Origin of the sequence: Levilactobacillus namurensis DSM 19117 (assembly GCF_001434785.1) — a bacterium.
Taxonomy (GTDB): domain Bacteria; phylum Bacillota; class Bacilli; order Lactobacillales; family Lactobacillaceae; genus Levilactobacillus; species Levilactobacillus namurensis.
Map to the genome: position 1 here is coordinate 16,367 of NZ_AZDT01000042.1, position 15,636 is coordinate 32,002.

Sequence of the window (15,636 nt, forward strand, 5' to 3'; positions counted from 1 at the left end):
AATACGGCCCAAAATTGTGGTTTGACAATTTTGGGCCGTATTTTTACTAGTTCTGGAGAAGTTAATGGGCGCCGAGGGCTACGACCAGGGGAATCGTCACCAGGCTGAGCACCGTGGAGAGGCTCATGACCGCGATGGCGGGTGCGGCGTCGGCGTGAATCTGCAAGGTGAAGAGCACTACGATCCCGGCGACTGGGCAGGCAATCATGATCAAGGTGGTGGTGTAGGCGATGCCGCTAACGCCCAAAAGGGTGAGCAGTCCCGCACCGATCAATGGGAACAGTAGGTTGCGTAAGAGGAGCGTGAGTCCCAGCCAGGGATTCAACATTTGCCGGCTCAGGTGAATCTGGGCCAGGCTGTTGCCGATAACGATCATCGAGAGCGGCGTATTGACGGATCCCACGGCTTGGACGATGCGGTTAAGGGTGGTGGGTAGGTGCCAACTGGTCAAGAAGAGGAGTAGCCCCACCGCAATCGCGATGATGTTGGGATTTAGCAGCACCTGACGCACCTGGTGGCTAGTCTGGTTGTGGAATAGGCGAACTCCTAGGGTCCAACTGAAGAGGTTGAATCCGGCTAGCGCCACGACGGCGTAGAAGACCCCGGTACTGCCGAATAGGGCACTGATCAGGGGGATCCCCATGAACCCAGCGTTGGAGTAGATACTGCCGTACTGGGTGATTCGGCGGAGGTTGGGGTCCTTGAGGTGGCCGAAGATGGCCCAAGCCAGGCCGGTGACCACTAAGTACCAGAGCAAGGTCGCCAGTGCGGCTAGGAGAAACTGGTGCATTCGGGACCCGGAGAAGGGTTGTTCGAAGGCGTTGATGATGAGGCAGGGGGAGACCACGTAGAGGAGGATGTTGGTCAGGTCGTTGGCGGTCTGGGCGTGCATCAAGTGGCACTTATTGATCAGGACCCCAATCAACATGAGGCCGAACATCAGGATAATTTGGGCGGTAAGCTGTGTAAGTTGCATGGTAAACGATGCTTCTCTCTGTATGGGTTTGTGAAACGTTGACGGTCATGTCCGCCTTACCGGACGGCCAGACAAGGCTGGAACGCCGTCTATCCACGTCGTGTTAGTTAGGCGTAAACTGGTCGCCCTCCGGCGCTCAGAAGCTGGAACGCTTGCGGGCACGATTTTGAACTTCGCCAAGACCGCGAATTTCAAAACTCGGCCTGATGATAAGCCAGCAAAAAACGCTGACTAACCATCATTCGCTAGCTGAGCTTCTGCTCGCCTCCGGGCTGTCAACTAGCGAACAATTTAACGCTGAAGTTACTGGCAACCATCAGCTAACCAAACAGTCCTCGACCGTTACTATTCGTAATTCCAGGTGATTCCAACAACCGATTGGGGACTATTTAAAGACTAATTGGCAGATTGATTATCACTCAAAACTTAAAGAACCTTCAGGATAGCCAACTATCTTTAGGTTTACACGATTGTAAGCCGTGAGGGTGCCCAGACAGGGCTCAGCCGTGAAATTTGACTTGGGGAGCGTCCTTTGCTGCCCTAGTCAAAGGCCCAGCTTCGAGACCGCTCTTTGGCTCGAAGTGGGGCCCACGGCGTTCCAGCCCTGTCTGGGCACCCGGTAAGGCGGATGACATAGGGGGATACTTTCACCAAAAAAGCACGGTCGGCTCGCGGGGAGTCGATCGTGCTTTTGGTCGGCGCATTAGTTGCCTAATGGCGAAAGCTCGTCGGTTAGTAGGCCTTAGTTTTTCTTCGCGTTACTATCACGCGACAATAAGGTAACCCCATTGACCGCGATAAAGGCGACAATTGCCATGGTGATGCCTAGTTGCATCGGCCGGTAGGTCATTTGTTCCAATGACTCACCGATGTAGCCAATGACTTCACCGAAGATAACTGCCCAAAAAATTACTACTAGATTTGATTCTAGCCACTTCATCTGCTGTCACCTCACAATCGTTAATCGTTCTTAGTTTAACACGATTGCCCGGTGGCGGGTAGTGTCGTTTACCTCGGAAGGGTAAATTTCTTGACGAGGGTCGTTGGTTGTGTTGGCCGAATAAGTTCGGTATAATGAGTTGCAATTGAACAAAATCGGGTTGAAGCGACTGCTTTCAAGAATGTGACTTTCCTTGGGTTGGGGAGGTATAGAGGTGAAGTGGGCGCTTTTTTTGTGCGCCAAAGGGGGAATTTGATGGAATTATTACGAGATTTAACGTTGATTTTACTGGCTACCACGATTGTGGGCCACTATAGTACGCGAATTGGGATTCCGGCCGTGATTGGCCAATTATTGGTCGGTGTCGTGATGGGACCGGCGATGTTGGGTTGGTTGAAGCTGACGGAGAACCTGGATAGTTTTGCCCAAATCGGCGTGATTATTTTAATGTTTATTGCGGGGCTGGAAAGTGATCTGCAATTATTGAAACGGTATTTGAAGCCCAGCGTGTTAGTGGCCATTCTAGGGGTCATCGTTCCGGTGGTGGGGTCCTACCTAGTGGCCATCAGCTACCACTTACCGCAGACGGAGAGCCTGTTTATCAGCGTCATCTTCGCGGCGACTTCGGTCTCCATTTCTGTAGAAGTCTTAAAGGAAATGAACGCGTTGAGTAGCCGGGAAGGGACTACGATTCTGGGTGCGGCGGTGGTCGACGACGTGTTAGCCGTCATCATCTTAAGTGTCCTGGTCTCGACCACGGGGACCGCCGTTGACGGGCACGCGTCCGGCAACCTGTTAGTCACCACCTTGCTGCAGGTGGTCTACTTTGTGGCCATCTATTTCGTGGTGCGCTGGTTAGCGCCGTACATGGCTAAGATTGGGGACCGGTTGATGATCCCCATGGGGGCAACGTTGATGGCCATGATCCTGTGTTTCGGGATGGCGTACGTTGCCGAAGTCGTGGGCTTGAGCGACGTGGTGGGGGCCTTCTTCGCCGGTATCGCCATCTCACAAACGTCCGCACGGTCCGTGGTCGATCGGCATATTGAACCGGTGGGCTACGCGGTCTTCATCCCCGTCTTCTTCGTCAGCATTGGCTTGAACATGGACTTTAGCGGAATCGGTAAGCAGTTAGGATTCATCCTGATCTTGACGGTCGTCGCTGTGTTGACCAAGCTGATTGGGGCCGGTGGTGGCGCCAAGCTGGCGGGCTTTTCCTGGCACAGTTCCCTAGCTGTCGGCGCTGGGATGGTCTCCCGGGGGGAAATGGCGTTGATCATTGCCCAGATCGGGTTTGCGGCTAAGTTGATGTCAACGGCCCGTTACTCCGCCATTGTGACGGCCATCGTCTTGGCGACGCTCTTGGCACCGTTCCTGTTGCGATTGGCGATGAACCGGGTGACCCAAGGCCAGCCGGACCGGTCGAAAGTGCGGTCGGTTGAAGAAGAATCGCATTCGTAAAAGCTCGCCTGGCGGGCTACGATTTTGAGCATCGTTTAGTCATTGCGTACAGTCTCCCTAAAGGAACGTGGTAAACTGGTCCTATAAAGCAGGCGACTAGGTTCGTTGGGAAAGTTTCGTGACGAATAGGGGAGATTGGCGATGCAAATTGGCTTTAACCATCATTTCTATCGACACTGGCCGTTTTGGATTGGCATCGGGTTCTTGCTCGGAGACGCCGGATTGCGATTGTTTGGCCTAGTCTGGCGTGATCCATTAGGGGTGAGCATTGGTCTGATGTGGCTCTTCATCGGGCTCTTCATGGGTCCGGGGGGCCGTCCGGCTAAACGATAGGGGTAGACGAATCGATTAAGTTGCGTTAGAATTTAATTTCTAGCGCTTTTTTTGTTTAGTCAATTTGCGTGTCAACTAGGCAGAATGCGCAGGGTTACCGTCCCAGATTAGGTATGGTGAACGTAACACATGGGGAGGTGGCTTAATGTCAAAATTGTACTATGCGGTACCCGTTTTGGGCCTAGTCGCAGCGTTCTTAGCGTTGGTCTTGGTCGGAATGGTACCCAACCAACTGACGGGGATCAGCGCCGTCACGTTCCGGACGATTTCGGTCTTAGGATTCGGTACGGCGACCTGGATGATCGCCCTGACGACCTTTTTCCCCAACCGTTTCGGGCTCTACGCCAACACGTTATTGTTGATCGTGTTAGTCTCGCTAATGGCCATCTTTGGCCAGCATGCGGTGACGCGGCTGGGGTTAGAAGCTTTCGGAAGCTTGATTGCGACCAACATCTTATTGATTCTTTGGTTGCACCAGCGGCTACCAGAAAGTGTGGATGAGAAGGATTACCACTGACCAGGTCCTTGCGTGGTCAGTTGCCAACTAGCGGGCGCCCCCGTTGGTTGGCTTTTTTAATTGGATGACACATTAGGACCGCCCGCACCGCGCACCGTCCCACTAAGGGCTTAGAGGACAGAAAATGGCCGCCAGAACTTTTCTGGCGGCCATTTGAGAATATTTTAAATTTTAAGCGTTGTGGCGGTGACTATGCTTGGTTTCGAGTGGTCGGAGCCATTCACCGGTGAACCAGAGGATGCCGAAGAGCACTAAGCAGGCCAGACTAATGATGGCGCCCGCCCGTAGACCGGGTGTCCGGTAACGTAAGACCACGTGGTTCTGGCCGTTCTGGAGGGGCACGCCGATCATGCCCTTGTAGTTCTTGACCACGGGAATCAGTGATTGGGCGTGCATCGCGGAAGTGATGGCCACGGGCTTGCCGTTGACCGTCGCTGACCAACCCGGTGTATCCGGAATGGCCAGGTACAGGAGGTTGCGTTCAGGCGTTCCCTGCACGTTTCCGGAGAGCCGTGAGACCTGGTTATCCGCCCGGAAGTGTAGCGATTGCTGACGCAACTGCTGGGTGAACTGCCGGTAGAGCCGTTGGTTGAGTGACACGAACTGGTTGTGGTACCCCTCGGTAGGCTTGTTGGTTACGTAACTGACGGTGAGTACCGTTCCCCGCTGGTGTTGTCCTAGGTTGATCACGTAACGGAGCCCGTCCGCGTTGGTCAGTGGTTTGGCTTTCTTCCCGTTGACCCGGAGACTGGAATAGATGATGTTGTTGTCAGGAGAGTAGCCGTGAAGCAAGCCGGTTGCGTTGACCCGGAGTTTGACCGTCTGTAAGTAGCGGTCGCCGTCGTGTTTTAGGGTCCGGAACTTACCGGGGATGTTGACCATGTCGTGTGCGGTCGCCCGCCGCGTGGACACGTTTAAGATGCTAGTGGGTGCCAAGGTGTTTTGGGGTGCGCCAAGGGCCCGTAAGACCTTCTCCTGGTTATAGAGCGCCTGTTGGTCGTTCAGCTGGACCTTAGCCAACTTGGCGGGTACGGCGAAGCCTAGCCCGGCGTAGGAGGATAGGGGCGTAATCTGTGGGTCCTTGAAGGCGTTGAGCCGGTACTTGACCCCGAGTAGGGTATCGGTCACGTGGGTGTAACCTTGGGGACTGATGCGTCGCACGTTAGGACTGAAGTACCCCAGGTCGTGCTGGAAGACCCGCGCTTGTTCTACCAGCGTCGAAGAGTAGGAACTGATCCCCGAGTAGTTGAACAGCAGGGGGTCGTTGTAGTGGTTGTACGGACCATCGTAGGCCTTACTGATGGTGGCGTGCAGGAATTCGACCCGGTGCAGGTCACTGGTGGTCTGGGAAGCGTTGACTTTTGCGAGCAGTGCCTTATCTTGGCGGTAGTATTTCTCGAAGGCGGCCTGGTTACCGAACTCGATCCCGCGGTTCGCGACCAGGTAGTTGCCACCCAGTTCGGTGGCTAGAAGTAGGCCCAGTAAACCAATTCGAAGTGGGCGCCATTCGCTGATGAACAGCAACATGGTGCTCAAGAGTAAGAGTCCTAGTGACAGCCACATCCAGTGGAAGGAGGGCTGACTCTTGAGGTACAGGGTGTTGTTCAGGGTCGCCGCAGCCTTGAAGTACAGCTTAGGGAAGACGTGGGCGGACAGGTAACCGACAATCAGGAGTCCTGCACCCCAGACCAGGGCTAGGATCTTTTGGGGATCGTTCATCGACTGTGCCGGGTGGGTCTGCCAAGCGCGGTAGGCCGTGATCAGCAACAGGAACGTGAAGAAGTAGGCGTTACGGAACGGGAAACCAGCGGGTTGCTGGAACATATGCCAGGCCGTATTGAATAGGGTCACGAAGAGGCCGAGTCCCATGACGATCAACAGCCACATGGTCCGGTTCTTCTCGACGGCCCGGATACGGGGTGAGACGAAGTAGACGATGACCAGTAGGAACATCAGTGTCCCCATGAAAAGGGTTGGCGCGTGATACAGGTGGGTGACGTAAGTGCTGCCACCGGGGCCGAATTGGGCCAGGACTTCCGGACCAAAGAGGGGCGACGGCAGGTAATTTTGGTAGAACACGTCGCTCTTACCGGTCAGCAACATGCCCAGCGCCGTGGGTAAGAGGACCACGGCGGTCATGCCGCCGGCGAGTAGGGAGCCGATGAAGAACTGCCGAATCGCCGCGGTGTGCATTTGCAAGACGCTACGGAACTTGGTCTTGGTCGGTTGGTGTTCAACAATCAGATAGATAAAGTAGAGGACCGAGAAGAGACAAGTCATGTAGCCCATATAGTAGTTCGAAAGAATCGTGGCGGTCAGACTAACCGTGTAGAGGCCGAAGTGGTGTTGGTCGACCAGCCGGTGCAGGCCTAGCGCCACTAGGGGTAACCAGATTAAAGCGTCTAGCCACATCATGTCGTAGAAGTACATGGCCACGAAGCCACAGAGACTGAAGGCCGTGGAGAAGAGCAGGAGTGACCAACCGCTCTTGAGAAAGGCGTGCCGTAAGAAGACCGCCATGGTGAGGCCAATCGTGCTGACCTTCAACAGGATGATCCAGCTCAGGGCCGTGGTGATGTGGGCCGCGGGAAAGAGGAGGACAATCAGGTTGAACGGACTAATCACGTAGTAGGTCAATAATGGGACGATGCCGCTCCCGGTCCCTAATGATAGGGAGAATAGGTGGAATTGCCCGTGGAGAATGGTGGTCCGCAGGTATTCCAAGATGGGGACGTACTGGGCCCCCATATCACTGAATAGCAGGTTCTTGGGCCCGAATGGGGCTAACTTGAGGTGCCAGAAAGCTAGGCACAGGATGACCAGTGGAATTAAGAATGCTCCCCCATATACCCAGCGACTGACGCGTAGTGCCGCTAAAGTATCGCGATGTTGTTTCATTGTTAACAATCCCTCCGTACGAAAAAATGAAAAATAGGTGTCGCCTAGGGCAGTGGCGCTGATGGTTGCTTAACCGCTGAACGCGGTGGCCAGCCAGTGGGGTGACCGCGCCTAACGAGACTCCGTAACCCGTTAGGATTGGTGAACCGCTTTAATCGATATCTCCGCTTAATCATACTCGAAATACCGTGATTGATGGTGACCTTTGGTTTGAATTGCCCCTAATAGGTTTGGTGGCTTTACACTTACTCACCACTATTTTTTACTATACTAGGATACCATATGCCTTGAGAATACCGCTAACCGTGGGCAAGATGGGTCGTAGCGGACCAATCTTCAAAGAAAATTAGCGTTTTCAGATAAATCCGGTTTAAGGTGGCGTTATTCTTCGTCAGGTAAGCTATACTTTTAGGTAGAATTTGCTTAGCGTTAAGATTGTGGTGGTTATTCGCCTTACCGGGCGACCAGAGCGCCATTAAGTTATGCGTTAAAATTTTCAGAAACGATTCAACATGTAAGCTGGCAGCTGGCCTTGATGGCAATTAGAGCCTAGGGACCACCGGCTATCACCGATTAATCCGAGGAGTCAATGTAGCCTTGAACGTTGGTGGTCAATTCTGGGTCAGTGTAAGCCCTGTCTGGTCGCCCGGTAAGGCGAATGTCAGTCGAGTAATTCATAAGAGACATGCTAAAGGAGGAAGTGCCATTGAGTGCAAAAGCCCAAGTATTGGTGGTTGAAGATGAACGGGAGTTATCAGCAGATATTGTAGAATTGATCAAGCCCATCTGTGAGCCGACCGTAGCGTTCGACGGGGAACAGGGGGAATTTCTAGCCAGTCAAGACGTCTTTGACGCCATCATTTTAGACCTGATGTTACCGGGCGAGAGCGGGTTGGACCTCCTGATGCATATTCGGCACCAGAACATCTCGACCCCCGTCTTGATTCTGACCGCCAAGGATACGATTGCGGATAAACTTCGCGGCTTCAACGACGGGGCCGACGATTACGTGACCAAGCCCTTCCACCGAGAAGAGTTGTTGGCCCGGATGAAGGCCTTGCTGAAACGCTCAGGACACCTGAACAGTAGCGACGTGATTCAACTAGGCGATTTGGTGATTAACACCAGTAAGCATTTAGCTACTTACGCGGGTCACCCGTTGACCTTGAAAGGCCGTGAATTCGACCTGCTGGCCTATCTGGCGGGCAATCCCGGGACCATCATTACCAAGGAACAGATCTTTAATCGGCTCTGGGGGTTCGACTCCGAGACCAGTCTGTCCGTGGTGGAAGTCTATATGAGTAATCTCCGGAAGGAATTGAAGAATGCGGGGAGCGCGCTGTCGATCCGCACCATCCGGAATGCGGGCTATATCGTGGAGGCCCCTGATGAGCAATAAAGCGAACCGGTCGCAGTGGTGGCGGCTGTTCTTGAGTAGCTTCGTGGGGTTTGCCCTCATTTTCATCCTGTTAGGCATCATCGTCTTCGTCCTGTTTAGCCGCGCCATGTTGACCAGTACGGACCAGACTTTGCGTGTTGAGCGGTCGGCTCGGTTGGCGGGCCCGCCCCACCGGATGACTCAGCGGGATACGCAACAGAAGCAACAGCCCAATAAGGGGGGCAGTGCCCACCCCTTTATGACCACCACCCTGGTCTTTAACAGCAAGGGTAAGATTATCAACCAGGCCCAGCTGGGCTCACGGTACGACAGCTTGAAGGATATTCAGCTACACCGTTCAGAGGTCGGCCAGCTCAAAAGCATCGTGGTCGGGGGCAAGTATAACTTCCGCACCCTGTTGACCAAGGTGCCGCAGAGTAATAATGACCGGTCGCTTGCGGGACGGTACCTCTTGATTATGGAGAACATCGATCCCCAGAAGAGTGCCATGCGCAACTTCCGGCGCATCATGCTGATGACCATGGGCATCTTCTGGCTCCTCTCCATTCTGATCAGTGTCTGGCTGTCCCGGCTGACCATGCGGCCGATTCTGAAGTCCTGGGGGCGGCAGACCGAGTTCGTGGGGAACGCGGCTCACGAGCTGCGGACGCCGCTGACCATTATCCAGAATAAACTGGAGTTGTTGTTGACTAAGCCTAACGATAAAATCATTGATCAGGCAGAAAATATTGCGATTGCCAACAGTGAAAGTCAGCGACTTCAGAAGCTGACGCATGACCTGTTAGCGTTAGCCCGGTCGGACTCCAATACCTTGCAGACCAATTTTGAACGGACGGAAGTCGCCGATTTCTTGTCCCGGACAGTGGAACCCTACACCGAGATTGCGGCCAGTCAGGGGAAGCAGTTGGTGCTGACGCCCATCACGCCCTTTAAGGCCACATTGGACCAGAACTTGATTCATCAGTTGATGAATATTCTGATTGATAATGCGATGAAGTACTCGCCGCAAGGCAGTACCATCACCATTTCTGCAAAAATTATCGGCCGGAAGTGGCAATTGGTAGTAGCTGACCAAGGAATCGGCATCGCGCCGGACCAACGCCGCCACATTTTTGACCGGTTCTACCGCATCGATTCGTCGCGGAGTCGGCAGACCGGTGGTAACGGGTTGGGCCTGTCCATCGCCCACTGGATCGTTGACCTACATCACGGCACCATTGGAGTGCGGGATAATCAGCCGCAGGGGAGTCAGTTCGTGACGACGCTGCCGCTGACCCCGCCGACTAGTCTACCGACGCGGCATAAGACGGTTAAAGGTTAAGCGTGCGGCAGTCCAGACGGGGCTGGAACGCCGTGGGCCCCATTTTGAGCCACAGCGCGGTCTCGAAGCTAGAACTTTTTTCTCATCCTGCATATGGAAGGGGACTTTCTGGGGTAGCGTCATCACCCAAGGGAAGTCCCTTTTTTGATGATAAGCTTCATCTTTTAGGTCAATCACAACAGAGGGTCATTGAACCAGCCAGACTGCATGTTTAGCCGGTGATGGGCCCTGGCGGTAAACCGCAAGCGCGGTGTCATTGGTCTAACTTTCAAGTCAGGCGTCCTTTGTGGGGGTAGGCGGTTTATGGTAGAATTTGGTCAGGAGTCAATAAGGAGAAATTGCCATGTTAACGATTCGTGATATTGCGGCTAAAGCGGGGGTGTCGGTCTCCACCGCCTCCCGGGCCCTCAATAATAATCCCCGGATTAGCCTGGCCACGCGGGAACGCATTCAGGCGCTCGCTGAGGCGGAGGGGTATCTGCCAAACTATAATGCTAAAAATTTAACGGCCGGTGAAGCCAATGCCGTGGGTGTGGTCTTTCCCACCACGGAACGGGTGGTCCCGGAAAATCCGTTTTATATCGACCTACTGCGGGGCATCAACACCCAGCTGATGCAACGGCACTACGTCTTGTCGGTGGCCATTAGTAAGACCACGGATGGATTGTTGGATAACGTCAAGTCCATGGTGACCCAGGGGAAGATCAAGCGGTTCATCCTACTTTACGCGCACCCCGATGACGCGATTACGGCGTACTTGCGGCAGTATCACTTGCGTTTCGTCACGATTGGCCAACCGGCCGCTGACCATCCGGAAGATTACTTCGTCGATAACGACAACTTACAAGCCGGGATTGGTGGGGCGACCTATCTGTTGGACCAGCTTCAGGTCAAGCACCCCGTCTTCGTTGAGTCGGCCCATAACTGGGCTTACGAGCAACAGCGCCGGCAGGGGTACGAACGGGTCGCTGCCAACTTTAACGCGGAGCCGTTGACTTGCAAGTTAGGTGAGTTGAACCGGGTCCGGCTGTTCATTAAGCAGCATCCGGAGGTTGACGGCATCATGGCGACCGATGACTTCAACGCCATCGAGTTCTACCGGTTGATGCGCGAACAGTACCCAATCAGTCATTTCCCGATTGTCAGCTTTAACCAGTCACTACCGGCGGGGATGAGCGACGCCAACCTGCACTCGGTCGACCTGTTCCCCGAGAAGATGGGGTCAGCAACGGTCGCCTTACTCTTCAGTGACCGCGATCCGCTCGAAACACCGACGCCGGGACGCATTCAGATTCCTTACGCAATCAATTAGGGCCTGGTATGAAGCCAACCAATGGTGATTGTCATCCGCCTTACCGGACGGTCGTGTAAACATCAGGTCCAGCGGTCCTTTAAGCTTTTAGCCAGGAGGTCCCCCCAACTAGGTTTTAGACATTTCCTAGTGACGGGTGGTGGGGCGTTGCCTGCGTGGCTGGTAAACTACTGAATTAATCATATTATGTTCTCACACGAAAACCTTCTTACGACAACTTGGTCGGGGAAGGTTTTTTTTACGGATTGTTGAGAAAAAGGTAGCGGTTGGTCCAGACCTTTGTTGCACGGAGGTGGAGGCCGGTAAAATTTTTTTGCCGCGTTGGGGCTAAAGTTGGTCGTCTAGTGTGGCGCCTTTAAAAGCTGTTAAACGGGCGTTGAACTTGTTCGTTGTCTGAAACAACTAAGATGGGATACGTGACAAATACGAAAAAAGTTTGCGCAAACGGTTGCATTAAAATGAAAGCGGTGCCATAATAACCAATGTAATCGGTTGCTCAATCGATAGGGCAACGTTTTAGCAATTATTTTATCATGAGTTGGTTTAAGGAGGGCTTTCGCATGGCAGATGTCGTGTCAAAAGATACAACCACGGTCGATAGCACCAAGACCGGGTTACCGAAATTATCAGCCAGCACCATTTGGATGATCAACTTTGGTTACCTGGGGGTACAAACGGCCTTCACGTTGCAAAGTTCTCAAATGAGTCGGATTTTCCAAACCATCGGGGCCGACCCCAACAGTTTAGGGTGGTTCTTCATTTTGCCACCACTGGCTGGATTAATCGTTCAACCAATCGTCGGGTACTACTCTGACCGGACCTGGGCCCCACGCCTAGGTGGTCGACGGTTGCCATACTTGGCCTTAGGGGCCTTGGTCGCCGTCATTGTGATGTGTTTGTTACCAAATTCCGGGAGTCTGGGCTTCGGGTACGCTTCACTAGCTGCCCTGTTGTTCGGGGCCATTACCGTGGCTTTCCTGGACTTATCATCTAACGTGGCGATGCAACCCTTCAAGATGATGGTCGGGGATATGGTCAATGATGACCAGAAGAGTTACGCTTACGGGATTCAAAGCTTCATGTCTAACGTGGGCGCGGTTTTAGCCGCAATCTTACCATTCCTGTTCGCCTACTTCGGCTTGAAGAACGTGGCTGCTAAAGGGGTCGTTCCGGATACGGTTAAGGTAGCCTTCTACGTGGGTGCGGCTTTGCTGGTCGTGACCAGCTTGCTGACCATCTTCCGGGTCCACGAATACGACCCAGAAACCTACGCCAAGTATCACGGTATCTCTAAGGAAGACAATTCTCAAGGTGGGAACTGGTGGACCTTACTGAAGACCGCGCCAAAGGTTTTCTGGACGGTTACCTTAGTTCAATTCTTCTGCTGGATTGCGTTCCAATACCTCTGGACTTACTCCGCTGGGGCGATTGCGTCCAACGTTTGGAACACCACCAACGCCGCTTCCGCCGGCTACCAAGCCGCTGGGAACTGGTACGGGGTCTTAGCCGCTGTACAATCCATTGCCGCGGTGGTTTGGTCCTACGTTTTGGCTAAATTACCGAATAGTGTTCACAAGTTGGGCTATGCTGGTAGTTTAGGCTTAGGGGCCTTGGGCTTCATTTCCGTGTTCTTCATTCACAACCAATACGCCTTGATCGGTTCCTTCATCTTAGTCGGAATCGCATGGGCGGCGATGAACACTTACCCATTGACCATGGTCACCAACGCCTTGTCTGGGGCTCACATGGGGACTTACTTGGGTCTGTTCAACGGATCAATCTGCTTGCCACAGATTGTGGCCTCATTGGCTAGTTTCGCTTTGTTCCCAATGTTGGGGAACTCACAAACGGCGATGTTCTTATTAGCCGGGGTCATTATGGCCATCGGAGCCTTCTCCGTCTTCAGTATCAAGGAAACCTTCAAGGCTTAATTCGTAAACTTAAACGCGTCCAAGACGGTGGCGACACCGCCAAGGACCCGTTCAGCTGCGCAGCTGGTATCAGCTAGGTAGCTGAACGGGCCCTTGCTTGGGCTAACGCAAAAATCAGGATGCACCTTTAGAGAAGAAAGATAGTAGAAAGGGAGTTTTTCGACGATGAAACGCATTTTTGAAGTTCAACCGTGGAACGTGACGACCCACACCTTCAAGCCGGAAGATAAGCGCCTCCAAGAGTCTATGACTAGCCTGGGGAACGGCTACATGGGGATGCGGGGTGACTTTGAAGAAGGGTACTCCGGCGATTCCTTACAGGGAATCTACCTGGGTGGTGTCTGGTATCCAGATAAGACCCGTGTAGGTTGGTGGAAGAACGGTTACCCCAAATACTTTGGGAAAGTGGTCAATGCCGTCAACTTTATCAAGTTGCCCATTCTGATCAATGGTGAGGCCGTTGACCTGGCCAAGGACACCATTCAAGACTTCACGCTGGATCTCGATATGCACACCAGTGTCTTGAATCGTTCGTTCACGGTGGTCCGCGGGGACGTGAAGGTCGCCCTGACCTTCCAACGCTTCTTAAGTGTTGCCACCAAGGAACTCTCCGTGCAAAAGGTCACGGTCAAGAACTTGAGCGACCAGGCCGTCGACGTAAAACTCCTGCCGGCCATTGACGCGGACGTCAAGAACGAAGAGGCCAACTACGACGAGCGCTTCTGGGAAGTCTTAGACACGGATCAACAAGCCACGAGTGGCAGCATCGTGGCCAAGACCACGCCCAACCCGTTTGGCACCCCACGGTTCACGTCCGGGATGGAAATGCGGATGGTCACGGACCTGACCAACGTGGCGGTCGACCAACCCAACGACAAGGAAGTGGCGACGGCTTACCAAGGGCAACTGGCCCCGCAAGCTGAAGCGACTTTGGAAAAGCGGGTCATCGTGGTGACCTCCCGGGACTACGACACCCAAGAGAAATTAACGGCTGCGATGCACCAGTTGAGCGACCAAGTGGCCCAGGAAAGCTATGCCGACCTGTTAGCGGCCCACACCAAGATCTGGGCGGACCGGTGGGCCAAGTCCGACGTGCAAATCGCCGGCGATGACGAGTCCCAACAGGGGATTCGGTTCAACCTGTTCCAGTTGTTCTCCACGTACTACGGCGAAGATGCCCGGTTAAACATTGGGCCTAAAGGCTTTACCGGTGAAAAGTACGGAGGTGCGACTTACTGGGACACCGAAGCCTTCGCCGTACCCGTTTACCTGGGTATCACGGATCCTAAGGTCACCCGGAACCTGTTGATGTATCGGTACAACCAGTTGGATGGTGCCTACGTTAACGCCAAGGAACAGGGGCTCAAGGGGGCCTTGTTCCCAATGGTCACCTTCGATGGGATCGAGTGCCACAACGAATGGGAAATCACGTTCGAAGAAATTCACCGGAACGGCGACATTGCCTTCGCCATCTACAACTATACCCGTTACACGGGCGACACCAGCTACGTCTTGCATGAAGGGGCCAAGGTCTTGACCGAAATCTCACGGTTCTGGGCGGACCGGGTCCACTTCAGCAAGCGGAACAATCAGTACATGATCCACGGGGTCACAGGGGCTGATGAGTACGAAAACAACGTGGATAACAACTGGGACACCAACATGTTGGCTCAGTGGACGTTGAAGTACACCCTGCAGATCCTGGACCAAGTGGATGACGCCACGGCTAAGAAGTTGGGCGTTTCCGCCGACGAAAAGGCTCACTGGCAAGATATCATTGACCGGATGTATCTGCCATACGACAAGGACTTGAACATCTTTGTTCAACACGATGGCTTCTTAGACAAGGACATCGAACCGGTCAGCGCGATTCCAGCCGACCAGCGGCCCATCAACCAGCACTGGTCTTGGGATAAGATCTTGCGGTCACCGTACATCAAGCAAGGGGATGTCTTGCAAGGCATCTGGGACTTCATCGACGACTACACGCCGGAACAGAAGAAGGCCAACTTTGACTTCTACGAACCGTTAACGGTTCACGAATCCAGTCTGTCCCCGGCCATCCACTCCGTTTTGGCTTCCGACCTGCACTACGAAGACAAGGCCGTTGAACTCTATTCCCGGACGGCCCGGTTGGATCTGGATAACTACAACAACGACACCACGGACGGCCTGCACATCACGGCTATGACTGGTGGTTGGATTGCCGTGGTTCAAGGGTTCGCTGGCATGCGGGTTCGTGATGGGCAACTCCATTACGCGCCATTCTTGCCAAAAACCTGGACCAGCTACTCCTTCCGGCAAGTCTTCCATGATCGCCTGATCGAAGTTACGGTCGACAAGTCCGGTTCTCACTTCAAGTTAATTAGTGGCGAACCACTGGACATCGACGTCGCCGGTAAGACGGTTACGATTCACTAAATTCGGTTTCATGTTAAGTTACACCCAATAACACAAATCAGCCCCGTCCTGTTGGTGAACTGGACGGGGCTGATTTGTGTATTGGATGGGGGTGGGGGCATTCGGGACCAACCGTCGATTGGCAGGG

The 15,636-nt window shown here is 53.7% G+C and carries 11 protein-coding genes; 8 read left to right on the forward strand and 3 right to left on the reverse strand.

Annotation, left to right across the window (positions count from 1 at the left end):
- Positions 1 to 61: 61 nt before the first annotated feature.
- Positions 62 to 976, reverse strand: a complete 915-nt coding sequence (locus tag FD30_RS06510; RefSeq protein WP_056944364.1) for an AEC family transporter — start codon at positions 974 to 976, stop codon at positions 62 to 64.
- 742 nt (positions 977 to 1,718) lie between these two features.
- Positions 1,719 to 1,916 carry a YjzD family protein gene (locus FD30_RS06515; RefSeq protein ID WP_024747488.1) on the reverse strand — a complete coding sequence of 66 codons (198 nt, stop codon included), beginning with the start codon at positions 1,914 to 1,916 and terminating at the stop codon, positions 1,719 to 1,721.
- Positions 1,917 to 2,171: 255 nt separating this feature from the next.
- Between FD30_RS06515 and FD30_RS06520 the strand changes: the two genes are divergently transcribed.
- From FD30_RS06520 to FD30_RS06530, 3 genes are all read left to right on the forward strand, one after another.
- On the forward strand, positions 2,172 to 3,377 hold the full coding sequence (locus tag FD30_RS06520; RefSeq protein ID WP_056944365.1) for a cation:proton antiporter: 1,206 nt from the start codon (positions 2,172 to 2,174) through the stop codon (positions 3,375 to 3,377).
- A gap of 141 nt (positions 3,378 to 3,518) precedes the next feature.
- Positions 3,519 to 3,710, forward strand: coding sequence for a hypothetical protein (locus FD30_RS06525; protein ID WP_056944366.1), 192 nt, complete (start codon positions 3,519 to 3,521; stop codon positions 3,708 to 3,710).
- Positions 3,711 to 3,855: 145 nt separating this feature from the next.
- Positions 3,856 to 4,227, forward strand: a complete 372-nt coding sequence (locus tag FD30_RS06530; RefSeq protein WP_024747491.1) for a hypothetical protein — start codon at positions 3,856 to 3,858, stop codon at positions 4,225 to 4,227.
- 171 nt (positions 4,228 to 4,398) lie between these two features.
- On the opposite strand, the gene FD30_RS06535 is transcribed toward FD30_RS06530, so the two are convergent.
- Positions 4,399 to 7,125, reverse strand: a complete 2,727-nt coding sequence (locus tag FD30_RS06535; RefSeq protein WP_056944367.1) for a YfhO family protein — start codon at positions 7,123 to 7,125, stop codon at positions 4,399 to 4,401.
- A 706-nt stretch (positions 7,126 to 7,831) separates the two neighbouring features.
- On the opposite strand from FD30_RS06535, the gene FD30_RS06540 reads away from it, so the two are divergent.
- The 5 genes from FD30_RS06540 (at position 7,832) to FD30_RS06560 (ending at position 15,509) form a co-directional block, all read left to right on the forward strand.
- A complete protein-coding gene (locus FD30_RS06540) occupies positions 7,832 to 8,524 on the forward strand; it encodes a response regulator transcription factor (RefSeq protein ID WP_147000026.1) in 693 nt (230 codons plus the stop codon).
- Complete coding sequence (locus FD30_RS06545; RefSeq protein WP_056944369.1) at positions 8,514 to 9,845, forward strand: sensor histidine kinase; 1,332 nt, start codon at positions 8,514 to 8,516, stop codon at positions 9,843 to 9,845. The genes FD30_RS06540 and FD30_RS06545 overlap by 11 nt, the downstream gene beginning before the upstream one ends.
- Positions 9,846 to 10,188: 343 nt before the next feature.
- On the forward strand, positions 10,189 to 11,157 hold the full coding sequence (locus FD30_RS06550; protein WP_056944370.1) for a LacI family DNA-binding transcriptional regulator: 969 nt from the start codon (positions 10,189 to 10,191) through the stop codon (positions 11,155 to 11,157).
- 560 nt (positions 11,158 to 11,717) lie between these two features.
- Complete coding sequence (locus tag FD30_RS06555) at positions 11,718 to 13,088, forward strand: SLC45 family MFS transporter (RefSeq protein ID WP_056944371.1); 1,371 nt, start codon at positions 11,718 to 11,720, stop codon at positions 13,086 to 13,088.
- Between the two features lie 165 nt (positions 13,089 to 13,253).
- The gene (locus tag FD30_RS06560) at positions 13,254 to 15,509 is read left to right on the forward strand and encodes a glycoside hydrolase family 65 protein (RefSeq protein ID WP_056944372.1); all 2,256 of its coding nucleotides are present in this window, start codon (positions 13,254 to 13,256) and stop codon (positions 15,507 to 15,509) included.
- The last annotated feature ends 127 nt before the right edge of the window (positions 15,510 to 15,636 follow it).

Coding starts and splice junctions, on each gene's coding strand:
- FD30_RS06525 (WP_056944366.1), top strand. CDS start 3,519: ATGCAAATTGGCTTTAACCATCATTTCTATCGACACTGGCCGTTTTGG.
- FD30_RS06555 (WP_056944371.1), top strand. CDS start 11,718: ATGGCAGATGTCGTGTCAAAAGATACAACCACGGTCGATAGCACCAAG.
- FD30_RS06515 (WP_024747488.1), bottom strand. CDS start 1,916: ATGAAGTGGCTAGAATCAAATCTAGTAGTAATTTTTTGGGCAGTTATC.
- FD30_RS06530 (WP_024747491.1), top strand. CDS start 3,856: ATGTCAAAATTGTACTATGCGGTACCCGTTTTGGGCCTAGTCGCAGCG.
- FD30_RS06535 (WP_056944367.1), bottom strand. CDS start 7,125: ATGAAACAACATCGCGATACTTTAGCGGCACTACGCGTCAGTCGCTGG.
- FD30_RS06560 (WP_056944372.1), top strand. CDS start 13,254: ATGAAACGCATTTTTGAAGTTCAACCGTGGAACGTGACGACCCACACC.
- FD30_RS06550 (WP_056944370.1), top strand. CDS start 10,189: ATGTTAACGATTCGTGATATTGCGGCTAAAGCGGGGGTGTCGGTCTCC.
- FD30_RS06520 (WP_056944365.1), top strand. CDS start 2,172: ATGGAATTATTACGAGATTTAACGTTGATTTTACTGGCTACCACGATT.
- FD30_RS06510 (WP_056944364.1), bottom strand. CDS start 976: ATGCAACTTACACAGCTTACCGCCCAAATTATCCTGATGTTCGGCCTC.
- FD30_RS06545 (WP_056944369.1), top strand. CDS start 8,514: ATGAGCAATAAAGCGAACCGGTCGCAGTGGTGGCGGCTGTTCTTGAGT.